The sequence below is a fragment of the Lysobacter sp. Root690 genome (assembly GCF_001427785.1).
Taxonomy (GTDB): domain Bacteria; phylum Pseudomonadota; class Gammaproteobacteria; order Xanthomonadales; family Xanthomonadaceae; genus Lysobacter.
In genome coordinates this window covers 560,040-576,137 of sequence record NZ_LMHM01000013.1, presented here as the reverse complement: position 1 = coordinate 576,137, position 16,098 = coordinate 560,040, and the positions used below count along the sequence as shown (strand labels likewise).

Sequence of the window (16,098 nt, the reverse complement as noted above, 5' to 3'; positions counted from 1 at the left end):
GCACGGCGCGCCGACCGGTGCCGCCCGGAGCCCCAGCGACGAAGTCCTTTGCGGACTGCGCTTCGACCTGCGCTTTCGATCTGAAAGATTGTATTGGCCGGTGGCCCCAACCGATGCGCCGCTAACGGGTTTCAGGAGGTGTGCAATGCACGGCGTGCGGACAGGCCCCACCCGGTTCCGCGGCGACGAAGTCCCTTGCAGGCGTGCTTCGGCTGCGGCGCTCTCGATCGGACACGGTGCGTTCGCCGGCCGCCTGAGCCTGGAACGTCGGGCGACGCACACAAGCAGTCGCGAACTGGCCGGTCGCGTTCGCTTATCGCTCCGGCCCGTCACCGGCATGGCGCGCTCGCCGCATGCGGCCAAAGCCGCTCGCGGGCGGTGGCTCGAGCCGGGCCAATGGCCCGTGCGCTCGCCCGCGAGCAGCGGACATCGTCGATCAGTCTCTTCTTACCGGGATCACACCCGCTCGGATCAGTACGCGCCGGCCGGCCGCGGCCGCGGTTCGAACATCGGCACGGTGACACCCTTGGCCTCGCTGCCGTCGGCCTTCCACACCAGGGTTTCGGCCGGGAACTCTTCCTTGCGGGTCATCGCATCGACCTTGCCCGCGATCAGCTTGGCCGCGCCCTTGTTGTCGGGATTCCACGCGAATACGCCGGCCGCGCCGTACCACACCGCCGGGGTCGCGGCGTCGAGGCGACGGTCGGGGCACATCGTGTAATTGCGCTGCGCCAACACCCGCAGCGCGCCGACCGGAACCGCGCGGATGCCGGGCGTGGTGCGTTCCTTGGAATGGCCGGGGCAGAGGCGCGCGGCTTCGGCGATGGCTGATTCGTACACCTGCGCGTCGCTTTGCGCCCAGGCGGCGTTGGCGGCGAGCGCGAGGGCAACAGCCGCCGCGGTCTTGAACAACAAGGGGGATGAAGCCTGGGGGGATGAGGACGTACGTCCGAGTCGATCGAATGACATGCACTGCTCCTTGAGTTACTTCAGGGTCCCGACGGACCGGCGGATCGAATCCCTGGCTGCCGCCCCGCGCAGCGCATCGGCGCGGCGACGACGCGGCAGACCGATCACGTCGGGCCGAGCATAACCAGCCCACATCAGGCGCTTGTGAGCGAAGCGTTACGCCCGCGCGGCGATCAAATCGGCATTCATGCGCCCTCGCCGACGGCCGCGGCATGGCGGCGCGCGGGCCCGGCCGAGTACAATCCGGGCCGGTCGCGTCGATCGTGCCTGCACATCGGCGCGCCGCCGCGCGGGCCCCGGGATGGTCGATCCGGGTCGTGCAACCACTTGATTTTCCAAACCTTCGGCCCCGTAGCTCAGCTGGATAGAGCATCCCCCTCCTAAGGGGAAGGTCACACGTTCGAATCGTGTCGGGGTCACCACTTCCACGGCCGCGCGCCCCGTCGCGCGCCGTCTGCGTCCACCGGACGCGTGCCAATCCAACGCTTTTCTTATGCCGCGCCACCGGCGTGCAACTACATGGAGCTTTCGGTATGACTCACCCCGTTCTCGCCGCACTCGGACTCAACGACACCGAGTCCGGCACCTACCTCGGTCACGGTGAGTGGGCGAAGACCGCCGACGCCGGCGTGCTGGAACCGGTCAACCCCACCGACGGTGAAGTGCTGGCGCGCGTGCAGGCCTCCTCGCAGAGCGACTACGACACCATCGTCGAGCGCGCCCAGGCCGCGTTCGCGGTGTGGCGCACCACCCCGGCGCCGCGCCGCGGCGAAGCCATCCGCCTGTGCGCCGACGCGCTGCGCAAGCACAAGGACGCGCTGGGTTCGCTGGTCGCGCTGGAAATGGGCAAGTCCAAGCCCGAGGGCGACGGCGAAGTGCAGGAAATGATCGACATCGGCGACTTCTCGGTCGGCCTGTCGCGCCAGCTATACGGTTTGACCATGCATTCCGAGCGCCCGGGCCACCGCATGTACGAGCAGTGGCATCCGCTCGGCATCGTCGGCGTCATCTCCGCGTTCAACTTCCCCGTCGCGGTGTGGGCGTGGAACGCGTTCATCGCGGCGATCTGCGGCGACATCACCATCTGGAAGCCCTCGCCCAAGACCCCGCTGTCGGCGATCGCGTCGATGAAGGTCTGCAACGAAGCGCTGCGCGCCGGCGGCTTCCCGGACATCTTCTTCCTGTTCAACGATGCCGGCACCGAGCTCGCGTCGAACTTCGTCGACGACAAGCGCATCGGTCTGGTCAGCTTCACCGGTTCGACCAAGGTCGGCCGCATCGTCGGCGAGCGCGTCGCGCGCCGCATGGGCCGTTCGCTACTGGAACTGGGCGGCAACAACGCGATCATCGTCGACGCCTCGGCCGATCTGAAGCTGGCGATCCCGGCGATCGCGTTCGGCGCGGTCGGCACCGCCGGCCAGCGCTGCACCACCACGCGCCGTCTGTTCGTGCACGAGTCGATCCATGACGACGTGCTGGCCAAGCTGGTCGCCGCGTTCAAGCAGGTCGAAAAGAAGATCGGCGATCCGACCGACCCGACCAACCTGATGGGCCCGCTCAACAGCCGCGACGGCGTGCAGGCGTATCTGGACGCGATCGAAAAGGCCAAGGCCAGCGGCGGCACCGTCGCCACCGGCGGCGCGGCGATCGAGCGCAAGGGCAACTTCGTCCTGCCGACCATCATCACCGGCCTGACCAACGACGCCGAAGTCGTGCAGACCGAAACCTTCGCGCCGATCCTGTACGTGATGAAGTTCAAGACCCTCGACGAAGCCATCGCGCTGCAGAACGATGTGCCGCAGGGCCTGTCGTCGTCGATCTTCACCGCGAATCTGAAAGCGGCCGAAGCCTTCCTGTCGGCGGCCGGTTCGGACTGCGGCATCGCCAACGTCAACATCGGCACCTCCGGCGCCGAAATCGGCGGCGCGTTCGGCGGCGAGAAGGAAACCGGCGGCGGCCGCGAGTCCGGTTCGGACGCATGGCGCGCGTACATGCGCCGTCAGACCAACACGATCAACTACTCCGATGCGCTGCCGCTGGCGCAGGGCATCAAGTTCGATCTGTAAGCCGACACGCTGACCGTGGCGTTTTTTCGATCCGCCGCAAGGTCCATTGCCGCCGGGGTTTCCCCTGGCGGCGGTGGACGCGTCGGGACGGCCCATCATCGAAGGCAGCCGGGTCCGCATCCCGGTCATCCCGCACTCGCTGATCCACGACCTGTCCGCCGAAGACGTCGCGCATCTGCGCAGCGTTGAAGGCCAGGTGCTGCCGGTGCTGGAAATCGATGGCTACGGCTTTGTTTGGTTCGGCGAACACGCGCCTTGGTTCAGCCTGAGACCAACCGAAGTAGTTCTCGAAAGCGAATCTGTTTAAGCAAGCAACACCACGGGCTATTGATTGAACCCGGTACCGCAAGCCCGCGCCACGCACCACTGCACAGTCGAAGGACTTTCGACACGGCCGCCCTGGCCTTTGCTGAGGGATCATGACAAGCGACCAACGCACCGACTCGCCAGCGATGCCTCATGACGAGGATGAGCTGTTTCTGATCGAAGGCGTGCTGGATCAGCTGTATGTAGAAGACGCACTGGACAAGCTGATGGCGCGGATCGATCCGCAACGGCACAGCAAGCCGACGTCCAAGCGTGTTGTCGTCGCCACCGCTGCGCCGTTCGCGCAGGCAACCGGCATCATCGAGCGCACGCTGGTGCCCTCGGACCCCGGGGAAGAACGCGACTATTTCGCTTGCCGGATGGAAGGGCAAGTCGTGTTCGGAAGTTTCGCCGGGGCCGGCAAACTCAAACAAGGTCACCGCGTGAAAGTAGCGGTATCTCGAGTGGGTGAAGCCTTGCGTGCACACGGAATTCTGGACCCGCAACAAGGCTACGTATGGGTCCATCACCCATCAGGCAGCGCCGCGGATGATAAGGCGGGTCGTCTGTTCGCGTTGTGGACGTTTTGTTTCGCGTATCCCTGCATGGCTGCGATGTTCTGGTTGATCGGGCCGGAGGGGCCGGATGCGCTGAAACTTCAGCTGCTACCACTGATCAGCTGCGTTGTCCTCTGCGCCAGCATGGCCTTGACCGGCAGTTGGGGCATGCTCGCGCCCAGCGAAGCGCCGACCCGCATCTTCGGACTGCTCGGCTTCGTCGATCCGCAGCGGGTCGATCTGCTTCAGTATCGGATCTGGTGGGTGGAAATGTGCAAGTTCCGCGAACGCATCGCCGTCAACAAGAAAGCGTTGCGCTCGGGCCGGATGAAACCCATCGCGGAGCCCGAACTGCTGCGCGAATCCAGCGACAGGACGCGCCATGTCCACGATTACCGGCAGGCGATCGCGGATGGGAAAGTGGTGGTGATTCGCTGAGCGATCGCATGACGTGTCGGCATGACCGGCAACGCGGCCTTTCTGATCGAACGGTCGGGCGGATACTTTTGCAGGGTGAGTTTCACCCGATGCCGTTCGCTAGCAGGCAGTGAAGTTTCCGGCGACCTGAGCCGAGAGTTTCGGGTTTGAAACTCCGCCCGCGAAAGACCTCGAACAACCTGGCGACTTTGCGACTGCGAGTTGCGCCTTCGCGATCCACGCCTCGCCCCATCGACCACGCCCCCACCTGAATGCGGCGTTTCAATCAGCCCTCGTATCGGCCATGAGCGCGCGGTCGCAGACTGCGAGCGCATCGCTTGACCCCTGCCCGCACGCGTGCCTAGCGTGGCCTCGCCAGATGGACTGGCGCCACATGAAGGAAGTCTTGTGAACAAAGGGAACCGTAGCATTCGCCTGACCGCGGTCGCCGTCGGAGTATTCGGCTTCGCCGCCTCGCTCACCGCCTTCGCCGCCCCGTGGGGATGCGACCACTGCCTGCCGGGCTATTACGCCTGCCGCACCAACACGCCCGACGCGCAACCCAGTTGCCTGGAGCAATTCTGGCAATGCGAGCAGGACGGCGGCTGCCCCATCAGCCTGCCGCCGGATTTCTGAGCACCGCGCACGCGGTGCAACGCAAGGCCTGCGTAGGTCGATTCGCCGGCCTTGCGTTACCGCCGCGATAGCCGCGTCGGCGGACGCCTCCACGATCCGGATCGACGCGTCGTCAATCGCCCGAGTACGCCATCTGCATCCGCGATTCCACGCTCATGGCGCGCGGATCGTCGCGGCGTGTGCGAACGAAAAACCTTGCGCCCCATGATCGCGAAACCGCAAGCGCAGACTGCGACGGCGTTGACTTGACCGCGCCCGTTCGCCTGCCTAGCGTGGCTTCGCCAGATGGACTGGCGCCACATGTAGGATGCCTTGTGAACAAAAGGACCCGTAGTCTTCGTCTGATCGCCATCGCGGTCGGCGCGTTCGGATTCTCCGCCTCGCTCAGCGCGCTCGCCGGGCCGTGGGGATGCGACCATTGCGTACCGATTTACTACGACTGCGTCAACGCCAATCCCGACAACCGCGACGGATGCGTGGCGGACTTCTGGAACTGCCAGACCTCGAACGGCTGCATGATCAGCCTGCCGCCGGATTTCTGAGCGCGGTCGCGGCCGGCGGTGCCGGAGGCGTTATCGACAAAGCCCGCGAATGCGCATTCGTGGGCTTTGTCGTACTTGCACGACCGGGCACCACGCCGCTCGTGGCCCGGTGCCGCTTACCGGCCGGCGCATGCACGGCCCGCTCGCGCCCGCGCAGGTATGCTTTGGCGATACTCCAAACGAAGGATCGTCACGCATGCAAGCACCCGTACGCGAAACCAATGCGATGGCCGTGGTCAGCCTGATCGCCGGCATTCTCAGCTGGATCTTGCTGCCGATCATCGGCAGCGCCGCCGCCATCGTCTGCGGCCACATGGCGCGCGCGCAGATCCGTCGCGAACCGGCCCGTTACGACGGCGACGGCATGGCCATCGCCGGACTGGTGCTGGGCTGGGCGTCGGTGATCGTGGGGCTGCTGACCCTGCTGGTCGTGGTGCTGTTCTTCGGCGGCTTGGCCGCGGTGTTCGCGTTCGCCGCCAACCAATGAACCGGGCGCGCGGACAAGCACGACATCGGCGCGCGCGGCGACTTGGCGAATTTGAGCGGCGCGCGCCGTAAAGTGCTGCGGCGCAGCTTGTTCCGCGCCCGTCCTCGTCACAAGCTTGGCCGGGCCAGATGGACTGGCGCTAAGGACAGGACACACTCGATGAAGACATGGACCCGTACAGCCCGCCTGAGCGCGATCGCGGCCGGCGTTTTCGGCTTCTCCGCCTCGCTGACCGCGTTCGCCGCGGTCGACAAATGCCACCAGTGCTACACCGATGTGCTGGAGTGGTGCGAGGCCAACACCCCCAACGCGACGCCGAGCTGCTGGCTGCAGTATCGCGCCTGCCTGACCGCGAACCGCTGCCAGATCGTCATCGAGCCTTGAGCCTTCGGGCCGGCCGCGACCGAGGTCGGCGGCCGGCTTCGCCCGCACGCATAACGATCCGCACGCAGGCGCGCGTCTGACGCGTGATCGATTCGCGCTGCATGGCCCGTGATCGCGCTGGTTGCGCGCTGCAAGCCTGCGCCAGCGCATCGCTGCGATGCGCGAACGCGACGGCTTTCGCCGGGGTCTTCGCCCGCCGCGCGCCCACCTTCATTGCACCGCCACATTCATCCCAACCAGGACCAACCCGATGAAGACCCGCAACCGCTCCAACCGCCTGGCCCTGATCGCCCTGGCCGCCTTCGGTTTCGCCGCCTCGCTGTCGGCGGTGGCCTCCGACGATGCCGCCTGCCGCCAATGCCGGATCGAATACGAGAACTGCCTGATGTTCAGCGAAATTCCCGGCGGCGGCAATTGCGACGCGCGCTACGCCCAGTGTGTGCGCACGCTCGATTGTCCGTACGAGGAAATCTGATTCGTCCCGGACCGCGCCCGCACACGGCGCGGTCCGGATCTAAGCGTCATCGCACGCAGGCCCCTGTAGGAGCGGCGCAAGCCGCGACCGCGACACCTCGCCTGGGTCGTAACCCGGGATTGCCCGCGTGCGTCGCAGTTGTTCTGTCGCGGTCGCGGCTCGCGCCGCTCCTACAGAAAGGCACCGGCCCACCACCAAGCCGCTTGTGTCGCAGCAACGCGCCGATGCCTCGCATGCGTCGCACTGCCATGCAAACGCCGGTAGGCCCACAGCAGACCGCACCCGAACGCGGCGGGGCCGGACTAAGCGCCATCGCACGCAGGCCCCTGTAGGAGCGGCGCAAGCCGCCACCGCGATACCGCAATCACGACAAACCTCAGGCGTCGCCGCTTAGCCCGCGAACGAAGTACCGCGGCGCGGCTCACGAGCGAAGCAAATCCGACGCAGGCGGCCGCTGCCGCGAGAACGGATCCGCTCCAACCGCATGCCGTCCGCCCGCACCATGCACGAACACCCCGGCCGCTCAAAACGGCGCAACACCCAGCCACGTCCAAGCGCGCACATGCGGGGCTGGACGTCCGGGCGCCGGCTCGCGCGAACTCAACTCAAATGGTCTGCAAACCGATCGGGCACTCGGCCTGGCGCTCGCAATCCCAGAGTTGCTCGTAACAAGCCAGGTCGCCCGGGGTGCTGGTCATGCAGATCTGGAACAGCAGTCGGCAGCGTTCGCAATCTTCCTCGCCGGCGGTTGCGGTGAGCGAGGCGGCGAAGCCGAAAAGGCCGACCGCGAGCGCGGTCAGGCGAATGCTGCGGTAGCTCATGTTCACGAGAATCCCTCCTGTGACACCAGTCCGTTCTGGTGGATTCACGCTAGGCGGCGCCGACGCGAAGGGTCAAGGGACGGGTGCGCGTTTCGCGATCGCCGCCGTGGAATTCAACGACACCGGCCTGGAATGTTCGCTCACACGGCTCCCCGACGCGCATGCATGTCCCGGCCCGCCACGCGGCGCTCGCCCCCAAGCGCCCGCATGGGCGATAATCCGCGTTCCCCGACCCGAGTGCCCCCCGACCTCGTGTATAGCCTTGCCCGCCCCTTCCTCTTCGGACTGGATGCCGAACGCGCGCACGGTCTCGGCCTGACGGCGCTGGAGACGGCTTATCGCAGCGGCCTCAACCCGCTGATGGCCCGGCCGCCCAAGCCGCTGCCGACCAAAGTCCTCGGCCTGAGCTTCCCCAACCCGGTCGGCCTGGCCGCCGGCCTGGACAAGAACGGCGCGCACATCGATGCGCTGCTGTCGCTGGGTTTCGGCTTCATCGAAATCGGCACGGTCACGCCCAAGCCGCAGGCCGGCAACCCCAAGCCGCGCATGTTCCGCCTGCCCGAACAGCAGGCGGTGATCAATCGCCTGGGCTTCAACAACGAAGGCGTCGATGCGCTGGTGCGCAACGTGGCCAAGGCCCGGCGCAAACGCGGGCTGCTCGGCATCAACATCGGCAAGAACAAGGACACCCCGAACGAGAGCGCCGAGGACGATTACCTCTACTGCCTAGAACGCGTGTACCCGCTGGCCGACTACATCACCGTCAATATTTCCTCGCCCAACACCGCGGGCTTGCGCGAACTGCAGGAAGAACAATCGCTGCGGCGGCTGGTCGGCAACCTGCGCGAGGCGCAGGAGAAGCTCGCAGCGCGCGAAGGCAAGCGGGTGCCGATGCTGGTCAAGATCGCGCCGGACCTGTCCGACGACGACATCGAAGCCGCCGGCCGCGTGCTCGGCGAGTTGCAGGTCGACGGTGTGATCGCGACCAACACCACCATCGCCCGCGACGGTGTGGAAGGCAGCCCATTCGCGAACGAGATGGGCGGCCTGTCCGGCCGTCCGCTGATGACCCAATCGACCACGGTGCTGCGCAAGATGCGCACGCGCCTGCCCGAGAGCATCCCGATGATCGGGGTCGGCGGCATTCTGTCGGGCGCCGACGCGGTGACCAAGATGGCCGCCGGCGCGAGCCTGGTGCAGTGCTATTCGGGGCTGGTGTATCGCGGCCCGGCGCTGGTGCACGAGTGCGTCGACGCCATCCGCCGCCGCAAGGAAGCGCCCAGTCGCGGCCACGTGCCGCCGACGATCTGAGCCGCCGCCATCGCTTTCGAGTCCGCCCGCTTCCAGATGTCACCCACTGATCCACTCAATCCGGCCTTCGCGCATGACCGCTGAACCGCGCATCGTGCGCGACGCTGAGCTGCAACACCGCAATACCTTCGGCGTTGCCGCGCGCGCGCCCTGGCTGGTGTCGATCGACGATGCCGCGGCGCTGCCGCAGGCGCTGCAGACCGGTCCATTGAACGACGGCATCGCGCTGACCCTCGGCGGCGGCAGCAATCTGCTGTTCGCCGGCGATGCCGACGGCGCCGTGCTCGAGCTCAGCGGCCGCCGCATCGCGACCCTCGGCGGCGACGGCGATCGCGCCATCGTGCGCGCCGACGCCGGAGTGATCTGGCACGAGTTCGTCATGCACAGCCTCGCCGAGGGCCTCGCCGGGCTGGAGAACCTGGCGCTGATCCCCGGCACCGTCGGCGCCTCGCCGATTCAGAACATCGGCGCCTACGGGGTGGAAGTGCGCGATTTCGTGCATGCGGTCGAGGCCTTCGAACCGGCAAGCGGGCAGTGGCATCGCTTCGACAATGCTGCTTGCGAATTCGCCTACCGCGACAGTCGCTTCAAGCAATCGCCCGACCGCTATCTGATCACCGCGGTCGAATTCGCCCTGCCACGCGCGCCCGCGCTCAAGCTCGACTACGCCGGCATCGGCGAAGAACTCGCGGCGATGGGCGTGAACACGCCGACGCCGCAGTCAGTGGCCGACGCGGTGATCGCGATCCGCCGGCGCAAACTGCCCGACCCGGCGGTGCTCGGCAACGCCGGCAGCTTCTTCAAGAATCCCATCGTCGCCGCCGCGCAGGCCGAAGCCTTGCTCGCGCAGCATCCGGCGATGCCGGTGTTTCGCGGCGCCGATGCCGACACCCGCAAGCTGTCGGCGGCCTGGCTGATCGACGCCTGCGGCTGGAAAGGCCATCGCGACGGCGACGCCGGCGTATCGGCCGCGCACGCGCTGGTGCTGGTCAACCACGGCGGCGCCAGCGGCCTGCAATTGCTCGACCTCGCCCGCCGCATCGCCGACTCGGTGCAGGCGCGGTTCGCGGTCGCGATCGAACCCGAGCCGCGCATCGTCGGCGCGCGCTGGTGAGCGCAACCCCGGCGCATCCGCTGCGTGCCGCCGGCCTGATGTTGGCGAGCACCTTGTGTTTCGGGGTGATGGCGATCGCGATCCGGCTGGCTTCGGCCTCGCTGCACACCTTCGAGATCGCGTTCTTCCGCAACCTGTTCGGATTGCTAGCGGTGTTGCCGCTGTTGCTGGGCGCGCAGCGCGCCGAACTGCGCACCAGGCAATTGCCGAAGTATTTCGTGCGTTGCCTGATCGGCATGTTCTCGATGCTGGCCGGGTTCTGGGCGCTGGGCCATCTGCCGCTGGCGCAGGCGATTTCGCTGACCTACTCCACGCCGATCTTCGTCACCATCGCCGCGGTGCTGTTCCTGCGCGAACACGTGCGCGCGCGGCGCTGGCTCGCGGTCGCGGCCGGCTTTATCGGCGTGTTGATCATCGTGCGGCCGGGCTCGACGGAGTTCTCCATCGACAGCCTGGCGGCGCTGCTCGCCGCGGTCCTCGGCGGCGTGATCGCTATCCAGATCAAGCAGCTATCGAAGGTCGATTCGGCCAACACCATCGTGCTGTACACCTACGCGTTCTGGGTGCCGATGTCGCTGCTGCCGGCCTTGTTCGTGTGGCAATGGCCGCACGGCATCACCTGGTTGTGGATCGCCGCCGCCGGCCTGTTCGGCACCGGCGGTCAGGTGCTGTGGACGCATGCGTTGAAGCTGGGCGAGGTCTCGGCGCTGACGCCGATCAGCTTCACCCAGTTGCCGCTGGTCGCCGCCGCCGGCTGGCTGTGGTTTGGCGAATCGCTGGACATCTACACGGTGATCGGCGCGGCGATCATTCTCGGATCGAACGCGTATATCGCCCATCGCGAAGCGGTGCTGGCGCGGCGGCGCGCATCGGCCGCATCGACGGCGGGCGCGGTACCGGGCGAGTAAGCGGCGCGGCGACCTGGGCTGCCTGCAGGCGCGGCGTGAGTCGCGGCCGCGGACCAACCGATCGCGACGAAAGCACCTTTCGCCGCGAACCCGATGCAGCGCGGTCGCGGCTTGCGCCGCTCCTACAGTGCAATACGAAGCCACTCGGTGATCGCGCGCTCATCGATCGCGGCGACTACACACCATCGCGGCCGCGGCCCGCGTCACATCCGTCCCCGCATCAGCGGCCAACGCGCCACCGCCGACACGCAGTCGCAGTGACGCAGCACACGCGCGCGCAATAGGCGATGCGGATCACATGCTGCAGCGCACGAACCCGCGCGCGCGCCGCGCCGTTTCGTGACGGTTTCAGGGGCAATAGCGGCCACCGGTAGCCGCAATCGCGGCCAATCTGCGGCGCGGCCGGTAAACACGCCCCATCGCGATTGACCCGTCACCCCGCCACCGCTATTCCGGACGCTGCAGTACGGAGGGGAACCGGCCGCGCGCACGCCCTAGCACGCGCCGAATACGCGTTTCGCTCCTCCCTTCATGACGATTCAAAGGAGAGAGACATCATGGCAGTAAGCCGCTATCTGGCCGTCGCCCTCGTGGGCGGCGCCGTCGCCTTGTCGAGCCTGCCCTCGCAGGCCGAACAGGGCGATTACGGATTTTTCCAGACCATTCGCAACCTGGTGTCGCCGCCCAAGGCCGACAACAAGGTCCAGGCCGCGCAACGCACCGGCCAATACCCGCTGCTCAGCCGCGACGCCACGCGCGCCGACGGTTTCGACCCGGCCGCGTACTACCAATGGCAGACCGTGCAACTGCCGGCGGAAACCGGCGCGATCTGCGGCAACGGTTCGCCGTACAAGATCTTCGTCAACCGCGTGCCCAACACCACCAACACCATCATCTACATGGAAGGCGGCGGCGCGTGCTGGGACTATGCGAGCTGCACCGGCGCGACCGGCGTGCGCGGCGCGCGCAATCCCAACGGCGTGCCCGACGACTACATGAAGCTGCTCAACCCGGGCGCCAGCCTGGTCAGTCCGTTCGTGACGCGCGTGAGCCCGTTCGATGCGGTCAAGACCCAGAACTGGAACATGGTTTACGTGCCTTACTGCACCGGCGATATTTACAGCGGCGACAAGGTCGCGGTGTATCCCGATCCGAGCGGACAGCAGCAGCCGTTGGTGTGGCACCACAACGGCCTGCGCAATACCCGCGCGATGACCGCGTGGCTCAAGGACAACCTGCCGCGTCCGGGCCAGATGCTCAGCACCGGTTGCAGCGCCGGCGGCGCCGGCAGCCTGATCGCCTACGATTCGGTGCGCAGCGATCTGGCGCCGAGCAGCGCGTACCTGATCGACGACTCCGGCCCGATCTTCCCGACCCCGCGCAACGGCAATCCGGCCGAATACCCCTCGCAGCCGCTGATGAACAAGATCCGCGACGTGTGGGGCCTGGACGCGCCGAACGGCCCGTTGGCCTTCCTCGCCGCCGGTCTGCCGCAGATCGATCTCAACGAACTGGGTTCGATCTATCCGGCGCTGGCCAACAAGCACCGTAACGATCGCCTGGGCCAGACCCATTTCTGGCAGGACCTGAACTATTCGTCCTACTCGTACGAGCGTTTCCACGACGATATCGCCCAGGCGCCGAACCAGGCCGCGAAGGAAGCGCTGATCCACGCCAAGTGGGGCAGCGACACCACCCGCCTGGCCGCGCGCTTGAACACGCTGGACAACTTCGGCGGTTACTTCCCGCAGTACCGCGCCTTGAACGAGAGCCACTGCACGACCATCGTCGATTTCAAGAACGGCGACGTGCAGGCGCAGAACCTGGAGTTGAAGAACTTCATCGACAGCGTGCTCGACGGCAACGGCAAGGTGCTCGACGCCAGCGAAGCCAGCGACGCGGCCGACAAGGCCAAGCCATTCAACCTGCTGTACTGGCTGGTCGACCAGCTGCTGGCCTGATGAGACGATAAGGCATGAATCGCAACATCCTCATGCTGGGTCTTGCCCTGACCGTCGCGGCCTGCGCCGCGGCGGTCAGCCTGGGCTGGAACCCGCTGCGCCCGGCGCGCGCGCAGGCCGCGCCCACGACATCGACGGGAGCCGCGGTCGCCGCCGGCAAACCCGATCCTTCATTGCACAACCTGCTGGCGACGCCGAAAGCGCGCGATTATCAGCAACGCAAGCAGTTCCAGTCCGATGCCCACGACTTCTTCCGCAAGGCCGCCTCGCTGGGTCCGGCCGAACGCGAACGCCGCGCGCAGGCGCTGCGCGAGGACATCGAACGCTACGAAAACGCGAGCGAACTGTCGGCCGGCGAATCGATGCTGCTGCGGGTCGGCCTGATCCAGGCCACCGTCGCCGACGAAGCGCAGCAGGCGGCGATGGTGCAGCAACTGGCGACGCGTTACCGCGCCGATGCGAAACGCCGCGAGCAGCAATGGATCGAACAGCAGCAGCACGACACGCGCTTTCAGACTTACAAGCAGCGCGAACGCGTGGTGGTCGCCGAGGTGTTGGCGATGCAGCAGATTCCCGGCGGCGTCACTCGCGACGAATATCTGCGCCAGCGGTTGCAGGCGGAGCGGGAGCGGGTATATCGGTGAGTGCTAATGCGAGCGGGACACCGAGCCGCCACGCTTAAACAGCTTGGCCAATCATTTCGTCCATTCGCCCCCTTTGAAAAAGGGGGCTGCGCGCTGCGCACGCGAGATGTCTGTACTTCGCTCATTCGCGCGGGGGATTTGCTCTTCGTGCGGGGCGCAGTGATCTGCGGGTAAAAGCAAATCCCCCCTAGCCCCCCTTTTTCAAAGGGGGGAATGCTTCGGGAAGCTGCGTTTTGGCTTGGAATCGTCGCGCTATCTCAACCTCGCAGCGTTGCGCGTCAATCAGCCCACTTTGAAAAAGGGGGCGGCGCGCTGCGCGGGCTGGATCTGTGTACTTGGCCGGTTCGCGCCGGGGATTCGCTTTTCGTACACGACGCCGCGATCTGCGGGTAAAAGCTAATCCCCCTAGTCCCCTTTTCCAAAGGGGGGAATGCTTCTGGAAGCTGCGTCTTGGTTTGGAATCGGCGCGCCATCTCGGCCTCGTAGCGTTGCGCGTCAATCAGCCCACTTTGGAAAAGGGGGCGGCGCGCCGCGCGGGCTGGATGTGTGTACTTGGTCGATTCGCGCGGGGGATTCGCTTTTCGTACACGACGCCGCGATCTGCGGGTAAAAGCGAATCCCCCCTAGCCCCCCTTTTCCAAAGGGGGGGGAATGCTTCTGGAAGCTGCGTCTACGCGCTGTAACTACATGTCCTCGGCAACGATCACCCGATTACGCCCACTGCGCTTGGCCACATACAACGCCTGATCCGCGCGCGCGAACGTGGCGGCGGTCTCCTCGCCCGCGCGATAAGCCGCTAGGCCGATGCTGACCGTCAGCGGCAAGCCGACCGGCAGGTTGGCGATCGCTTCGCGCACGAATTCGCATTGCAGTTGCGCCTGCGCCGACGGCGCTTCGAACAGCATCAGGAACTCTTCGCCGCCGTAGCGCGCGACGCTGTTGGGACCGGCCGAATACAGGCGCAAGGCATCGGCCACGGCCTGCAGGATGCGGTCGCCTTCGGGATGGCCGTGGACGTCGTTGATGAGCTTGAAATGATCGATATCGAGCACCGCGACCTGCAGCGGCGCGTTCGCGTCGCTGCGCGCCACCGCCTGTTCCAGCGCCAGCGCGAAGGCGCGGCGGTTCGGCAGGCCGGTCAGCGGGTCGGTGCGGGTCAAGGCGGTCAGGTCGGCGTTGCTGGCTTCCAGTTCGGCCTGGTACTGCAGCAGTTTGTGTTCGTACCAATCGCTTTCCTGCAACTGCTGGGCCAACGCGCGGCTGACCCGGCGCAGTTCGAGCAGGCGCGAGGTCTGTTTCGACAAGGCCTGCAGGGCATCGAACTGATGCGGCTGCAATTCGCGCGGCTCGCTGTCGATCACGCACAAGGTGCCGATCGCTTCGCCGCCCGGGGTGACCAGCGGCGAGCCGGCATAGAAACGGATATGCGGATCGTCGGTGACCAGCGGGCTGTCGAAGAAACGTTCGTCGTTGCGCGCATCGGGCACGACCATGGTCCGGTTCGGCTCGAGGATGGCGTGTGCGCAGAACGCGAGATCGCGCGGGGTCTGCTGCGCGTCCAGGCCGATGCGCGCCTTGAACCATTGGCGATCGGCGTCGATCAGGCTGACCAGCGCGGTGGGCACGTCGCAGATCGCCGCGGCGATCGCGACCAGGTCGTCGAAGTCCTGTTCTGGTGGAGTGTCGAGCACGCCGTAATGGCGAAGCGCTTCCAGGCGCGCGGTTTCGTTTGCGGGAATCTGCGGTTTCTGCACGGCACCACGTCCGGTAAGTGTCCGGTTTACGGCGCGTCGGCACCGTTTTCGCGGACGGCGGGTCACGGCGGTCAGTCTAACAAAACGGCCTGAACCGACTGTTTGCCGCCCGCCCCACCCGTTCGGCCGCAGCACGCCGGCCCGGCGGCGTCAATGCGACTGGAGCGCGAACGCCTCAACCATCGATACCCGTCACAGCGATTGCGCGACCTTGGAACGGGGCGCTGCCGCACTGCCTGCAATGTCGAACCGATAGACTCACCACGGCAAGGCGATGCCGCGAACGAGCGCGGCGCCGGCCACGGATCGCCACGATGGAGGGCAAGGTGCAGGTGGAAACGAATAATTACGTCGAGCTCAAGAGCGAGATCCTCGACGGCATGCGCAGCTACCGCGAAGACCTCGCGCAGGACGGCGTCGATGCGGGTTACAGCGTGCAACAGATCGACGAGTGCGAAGGCATCATCGACCGCTTTCTGGAGACCATGAGCGCGGCGGCCGAACGCGGCGACAGCGCCGCCGCGCACGGCGCGGTCAAGGACGCGGTGTTGGGCTTGAATGCGCTCAATGCGCGCTGCGGGCACAGCCTGATCGAGACCGATCAGCGCGAAGGCTTATGCGAGTTGATCCTCGGCGCGGCGGTGGTGGCCGGCCTGTGCGCCGAGGGCGAGGACATTACCGAGGAGTGGCGGGAGTGGTGAGTCGCGGTTGAGGGTTGCGATGCCGCGTTCGAGGTTCGTCGTTAT

Annotated in this window: 17 protein-coding genes and 1 tRNA gene; 15 read left to right on the top strand and 3 right to left on the bottom strand. The window is 66.5% G+C overall.

Translation table 11 applies throughout. The annotated features are described in order from the left end of the window. Positions 1–471 precede the first annotated feature (471 nt). A complete protein-coding gene (locus ASD86_RS14510) occupies positions 472–969 on the bottom strand; it encodes a hypothetical protein (protein WP_235567763.1) in 498 nt (165 codons plus the stop codon). Between the two features lie 345 nt (positions 970–1,314). Between ASD86_RS14510 and ASD86_RS14505 the strand changes: the two genes are divergently transcribed. The 9 genes from ASD86_RS14505 (at position 1,315) to ASD86_RS14465 (ending at position 6,839) form a co-directional block, all read left to right on the top strand. Further along, positions 1,315–1,391, top strand: a tRNA-Arg gene (locus ASD86_RS14505). Positions 1,392–1,502: 111 nt separating this feature from the next. Beyond that, positions 1,503–3,035: an aldehyde dehydrogenase family protein gene (locus ASD86_RS14500; RefSeq protein WP_056111711.1), complete on the top strand. Its 1,533-nt coding sequence runs from the start codon at positions 1,503–1,505 to the stop codon at positions 3,033–3,035. Between the two features lie 73 nt (positions 3,036–3,108). Then, positions 3,109–3,342 carry a hypothetical protein gene (locus ASD86_RS14495; protein WP_056111707.1) on the top strand — a complete coding sequence of 78 codons (234 nt, stop codon included), beginning with the start codon at positions 3,109–3,111 and terminating at the stop codon, positions 3,340–3,342. Between the two features lie 145 nt (positions 3,343–3,487). Continuing rightward, a complete protein-coding gene (locus tag ASD86_RS14490) occupies positions 3,488–4,336 on the top strand; it encodes a hypothetical protein (RefSeq protein WP_157476643.1) in 849 nt (282 codons plus the stop codon). Between the two features lie 387 nt (positions 4,337–4,723). Further along, complete coding sequence (locus tag ASD86_RS14485; protein ID WP_056111701.1) at positions 4,724–4,951, top strand: hypothetical protein; 228 nt, start codon at positions 4,724–4,726, stop codon at positions 4,949–4,951. A gap of 314 nt (positions 4,952–5,265) precedes the next feature. Then, positions 5,266–5,493, top strand: a complete 228-nt coding sequence (locus ASD86_RS14480) for a hypothetical protein (protein ID WP_056111698.1) — start codon at positions 5,266–5,268, stop codon at positions 5,491–5,493. A gap of 196 nt (positions 5,494–5,689) precedes the next feature. Then, on the top strand, positions 5,690–5,980 hold the full coding sequence (locus ASD86_RS14475; protein WP_056111696.1) for a DUF4190 domain-containing protein: 291 nt from the start codon (positions 5,690–5,692) through the stop codon (positions 5,978–5,980). 159 nt (positions 5,981–6,139) lie between these two features. After that, positions 6,140–6,364, top strand: coding sequence for a hypothetical protein (locus ASD86_RS14470; RefSeq protein WP_056111694.1), 225 nt, complete (start codon positions 6,140–6,142; stop codon positions 6,362–6,364). A gap of 250 nt (positions 6,365–6,614) precedes the next feature. Further along, positions 6,615–6,839 (top strand): hypothetical protein, encoded by a 225-nt coding sequence (locus ASD86_RS14465; RefSeq protein ID WP_056111692.1) that lies wholly within the window; start codon positions 6,615–6,617, stop codon positions 6,837–6,839. A gap of 605 nt (positions 6,840–7,444) precedes the next feature. Here ASD86_RS14465 and ASD86_RS14460 read toward each other — a convergent pair. Then, entirely contained in the window at positions 7,445–7,660 is a 216-nt protein-coding gene (locus ASD86_RS14460) for a hypothetical protein (RefSeq protein ID WP_157476641.1), read from the bottom strand. Positions 7,661–7,912: 252 nt separating this feature from the next. Here ASD86_RS14460 and ASD86_RS14455 point away from each other — a divergent pair, with 252 nt between their 5' ends. The 5 genes from ASD86_RS14455 to ASD86_RS14435 all read left to right on the top strand — a co-directional run bounded on the left by ASD86_RS14455 (position 7,913) and on the right by ASD86_RS14435 (position 13,598). After that, complete coding sequence (locus ASD86_RS14455; protein WP_056111686.1) at positions 7,913–8,971, top strand: quinone-dependent dihydroorotate dehydrogenase; 1,059 nt, start codon at positions 7,913–7,915, stop codon at positions 8,969–8,971. 73 nt (positions 8,972–9,044) lie between these two features. Continuing rightward, a complete protein-coding gene (gene murB / locus ASD86_RS14450; RefSeq protein ID WP_056111683.1) occupies positions 9,045–10,085 on the top strand; it encodes a UDP-N-acetylmuramate dehydrogenase in 1,041 nt (346 codons plus the stop codon). A 38-nt stretch (positions 10,086–10,123) separates the two neighbouring features. Then, positions 10,124–10,993 (top strand): DMT family transporter, encoded by an 870-nt coding sequence (locus ASD86_RS14445; protein ID WP_056112750.1) that lies wholly within the window; start codon positions 10,124–10,126, stop codon positions 10,991–10,993. Between the two features lie 557 nt (positions 10,994–11,550). Further along, on the top strand, positions 11,551–12,954 hold the full coding sequence (locus tag ASD86_RS14440) for a pectin acetylesterase-family hydrolase (protein ID WP_056111680.1): 1,404 nt from the start codon (positions 11,551–11,553) through the stop codon (positions 12,952–12,954). 14 nt (positions 12,955–12,968) lie between these two features. Further along, positions 12,969–13,598 (top strand): hypothetical protein, encoded by a 630-nt coding sequence (locus ASD86_RS14435; RefSeq protein WP_157476639.1) that lies wholly within the window; start codon positions 12,969–12,971, stop codon positions 13,596–13,598. A 683-nt stretch (positions 13,599–14,281) separates the two neighbouring features. Here ASD86_RS14435 and ASD86_RS14430 read toward each other — a convergent pair. Next, on the bottom strand, positions 14,282–15,352 hold the full coding sequence (locus tag ASD86_RS14430; protein ID WP_056111671.1) for a sensor domain-containing diguanylate cyclase: 1,071 nt from the start codon (positions 15,350–15,352) through the stop codon (positions 14,282–14,284). A 314-nt stretch (positions 15,353–15,666) separates the two neighbouring features. Between ASD86_RS14430 and ASD86_RS14425 the strand changes: the two genes are divergently transcribed. Further along, positions 15,667–16,053: a hypothetical protein gene (locus ASD86_RS14425; protein WP_056111668.1), complete on the top strand. Its 387-nt coding sequence runs from the start codon at positions 15,667–15,669 to the stop codon at positions 16,051–16,053. Positions 16,054–16,098 lie beyond the last annotated feature (45 nt).

Bases quoted from the DNA above. Each gene is read 5' to 3' on its own strand.
- ASD86_RS14510 (WP_235567763.1), bottom strand. From the start codon at position 969: ATGTCATTCGATCGACTCGGACGTACGTCCTCATCCCCCCAGGCTTCA.
- ASD86_RS14500 (WP_056111711.1), top strand. From the start codon at position 1,503: ATGACTCACCCCGTTCTCGCCGCACTCGGACTCAACGACACCGAGTCC.
- ASD86_RS14490 (WP_157476643.1), top strand. From the start codon at position 3,488: ATGCCTCATGACGAGGATGAGCTGTTTCTGATCGAAGGCGTGCTGGAT.
- ASD86_RS14475 (WP_056111696.1), top strand. From the start codon at position 5,690: ATGCAAGCACCCGTACGCGAAACCAATGCGATGGCCGTGGTCAGCCTG.
- ASD86_RS14470 (WP_056111694.1), top strand. From the start codon at position 6,140: ATGAAGACATGGACCCGTACAGCCCGCCTGAGCGCGATCGCGGCCGGC.
- ASD86_RS14465 (WP_056111692.1), top strand. From the start codon at position 6,615: ATGAAGACCCGCAACCGCTCCAACCGCCTGGCCCTGATCGCCCTGGCC.
- ASD86_RS14460 (WP_157476641.1), bottom strand. From the start codon at position 7,660: ATGAGCTACCGCAGCATTCGCCTGACCGCGCTCGCGGTCGGCCTTTTC.
- murB (WP_056111683.1), top strand. From the start codon at position 9,045: ATGACCGCTGAACCGCGCATCGTGCGCGACGCTGAGCTGCAACACCGC.
- ASD86_RS14445 (WP_056112750.1), top strand. From the start codon at position 10,124: ATGTTGGCGAGCACCTTGTGTTTCGGGGTGATGGCGATCGCGATCCGG.
- ASD86_RS14440 (WP_056111680.1), top strand. From the start codon at position 11,551: ATGGCAGTAAGCCGCTATCTGGCCGTCGCCCTCGTGGGCGGCGCCGTC.
- ASD86_RS14435 (WP_157476639.1), top strand. From the start codon at position 12,969: ATGAATCGCAACATCCTCATGCTGGGTCTTGCCCTGACCGTCGCGGCC.
- ASD86_RS14425 (WP_056111668.1), top strand. From the start codon at position 15,667: ATGGAGGGCAAGGTGCAGGTGGAAACGAATAATTACGTCGAGCTCAAG.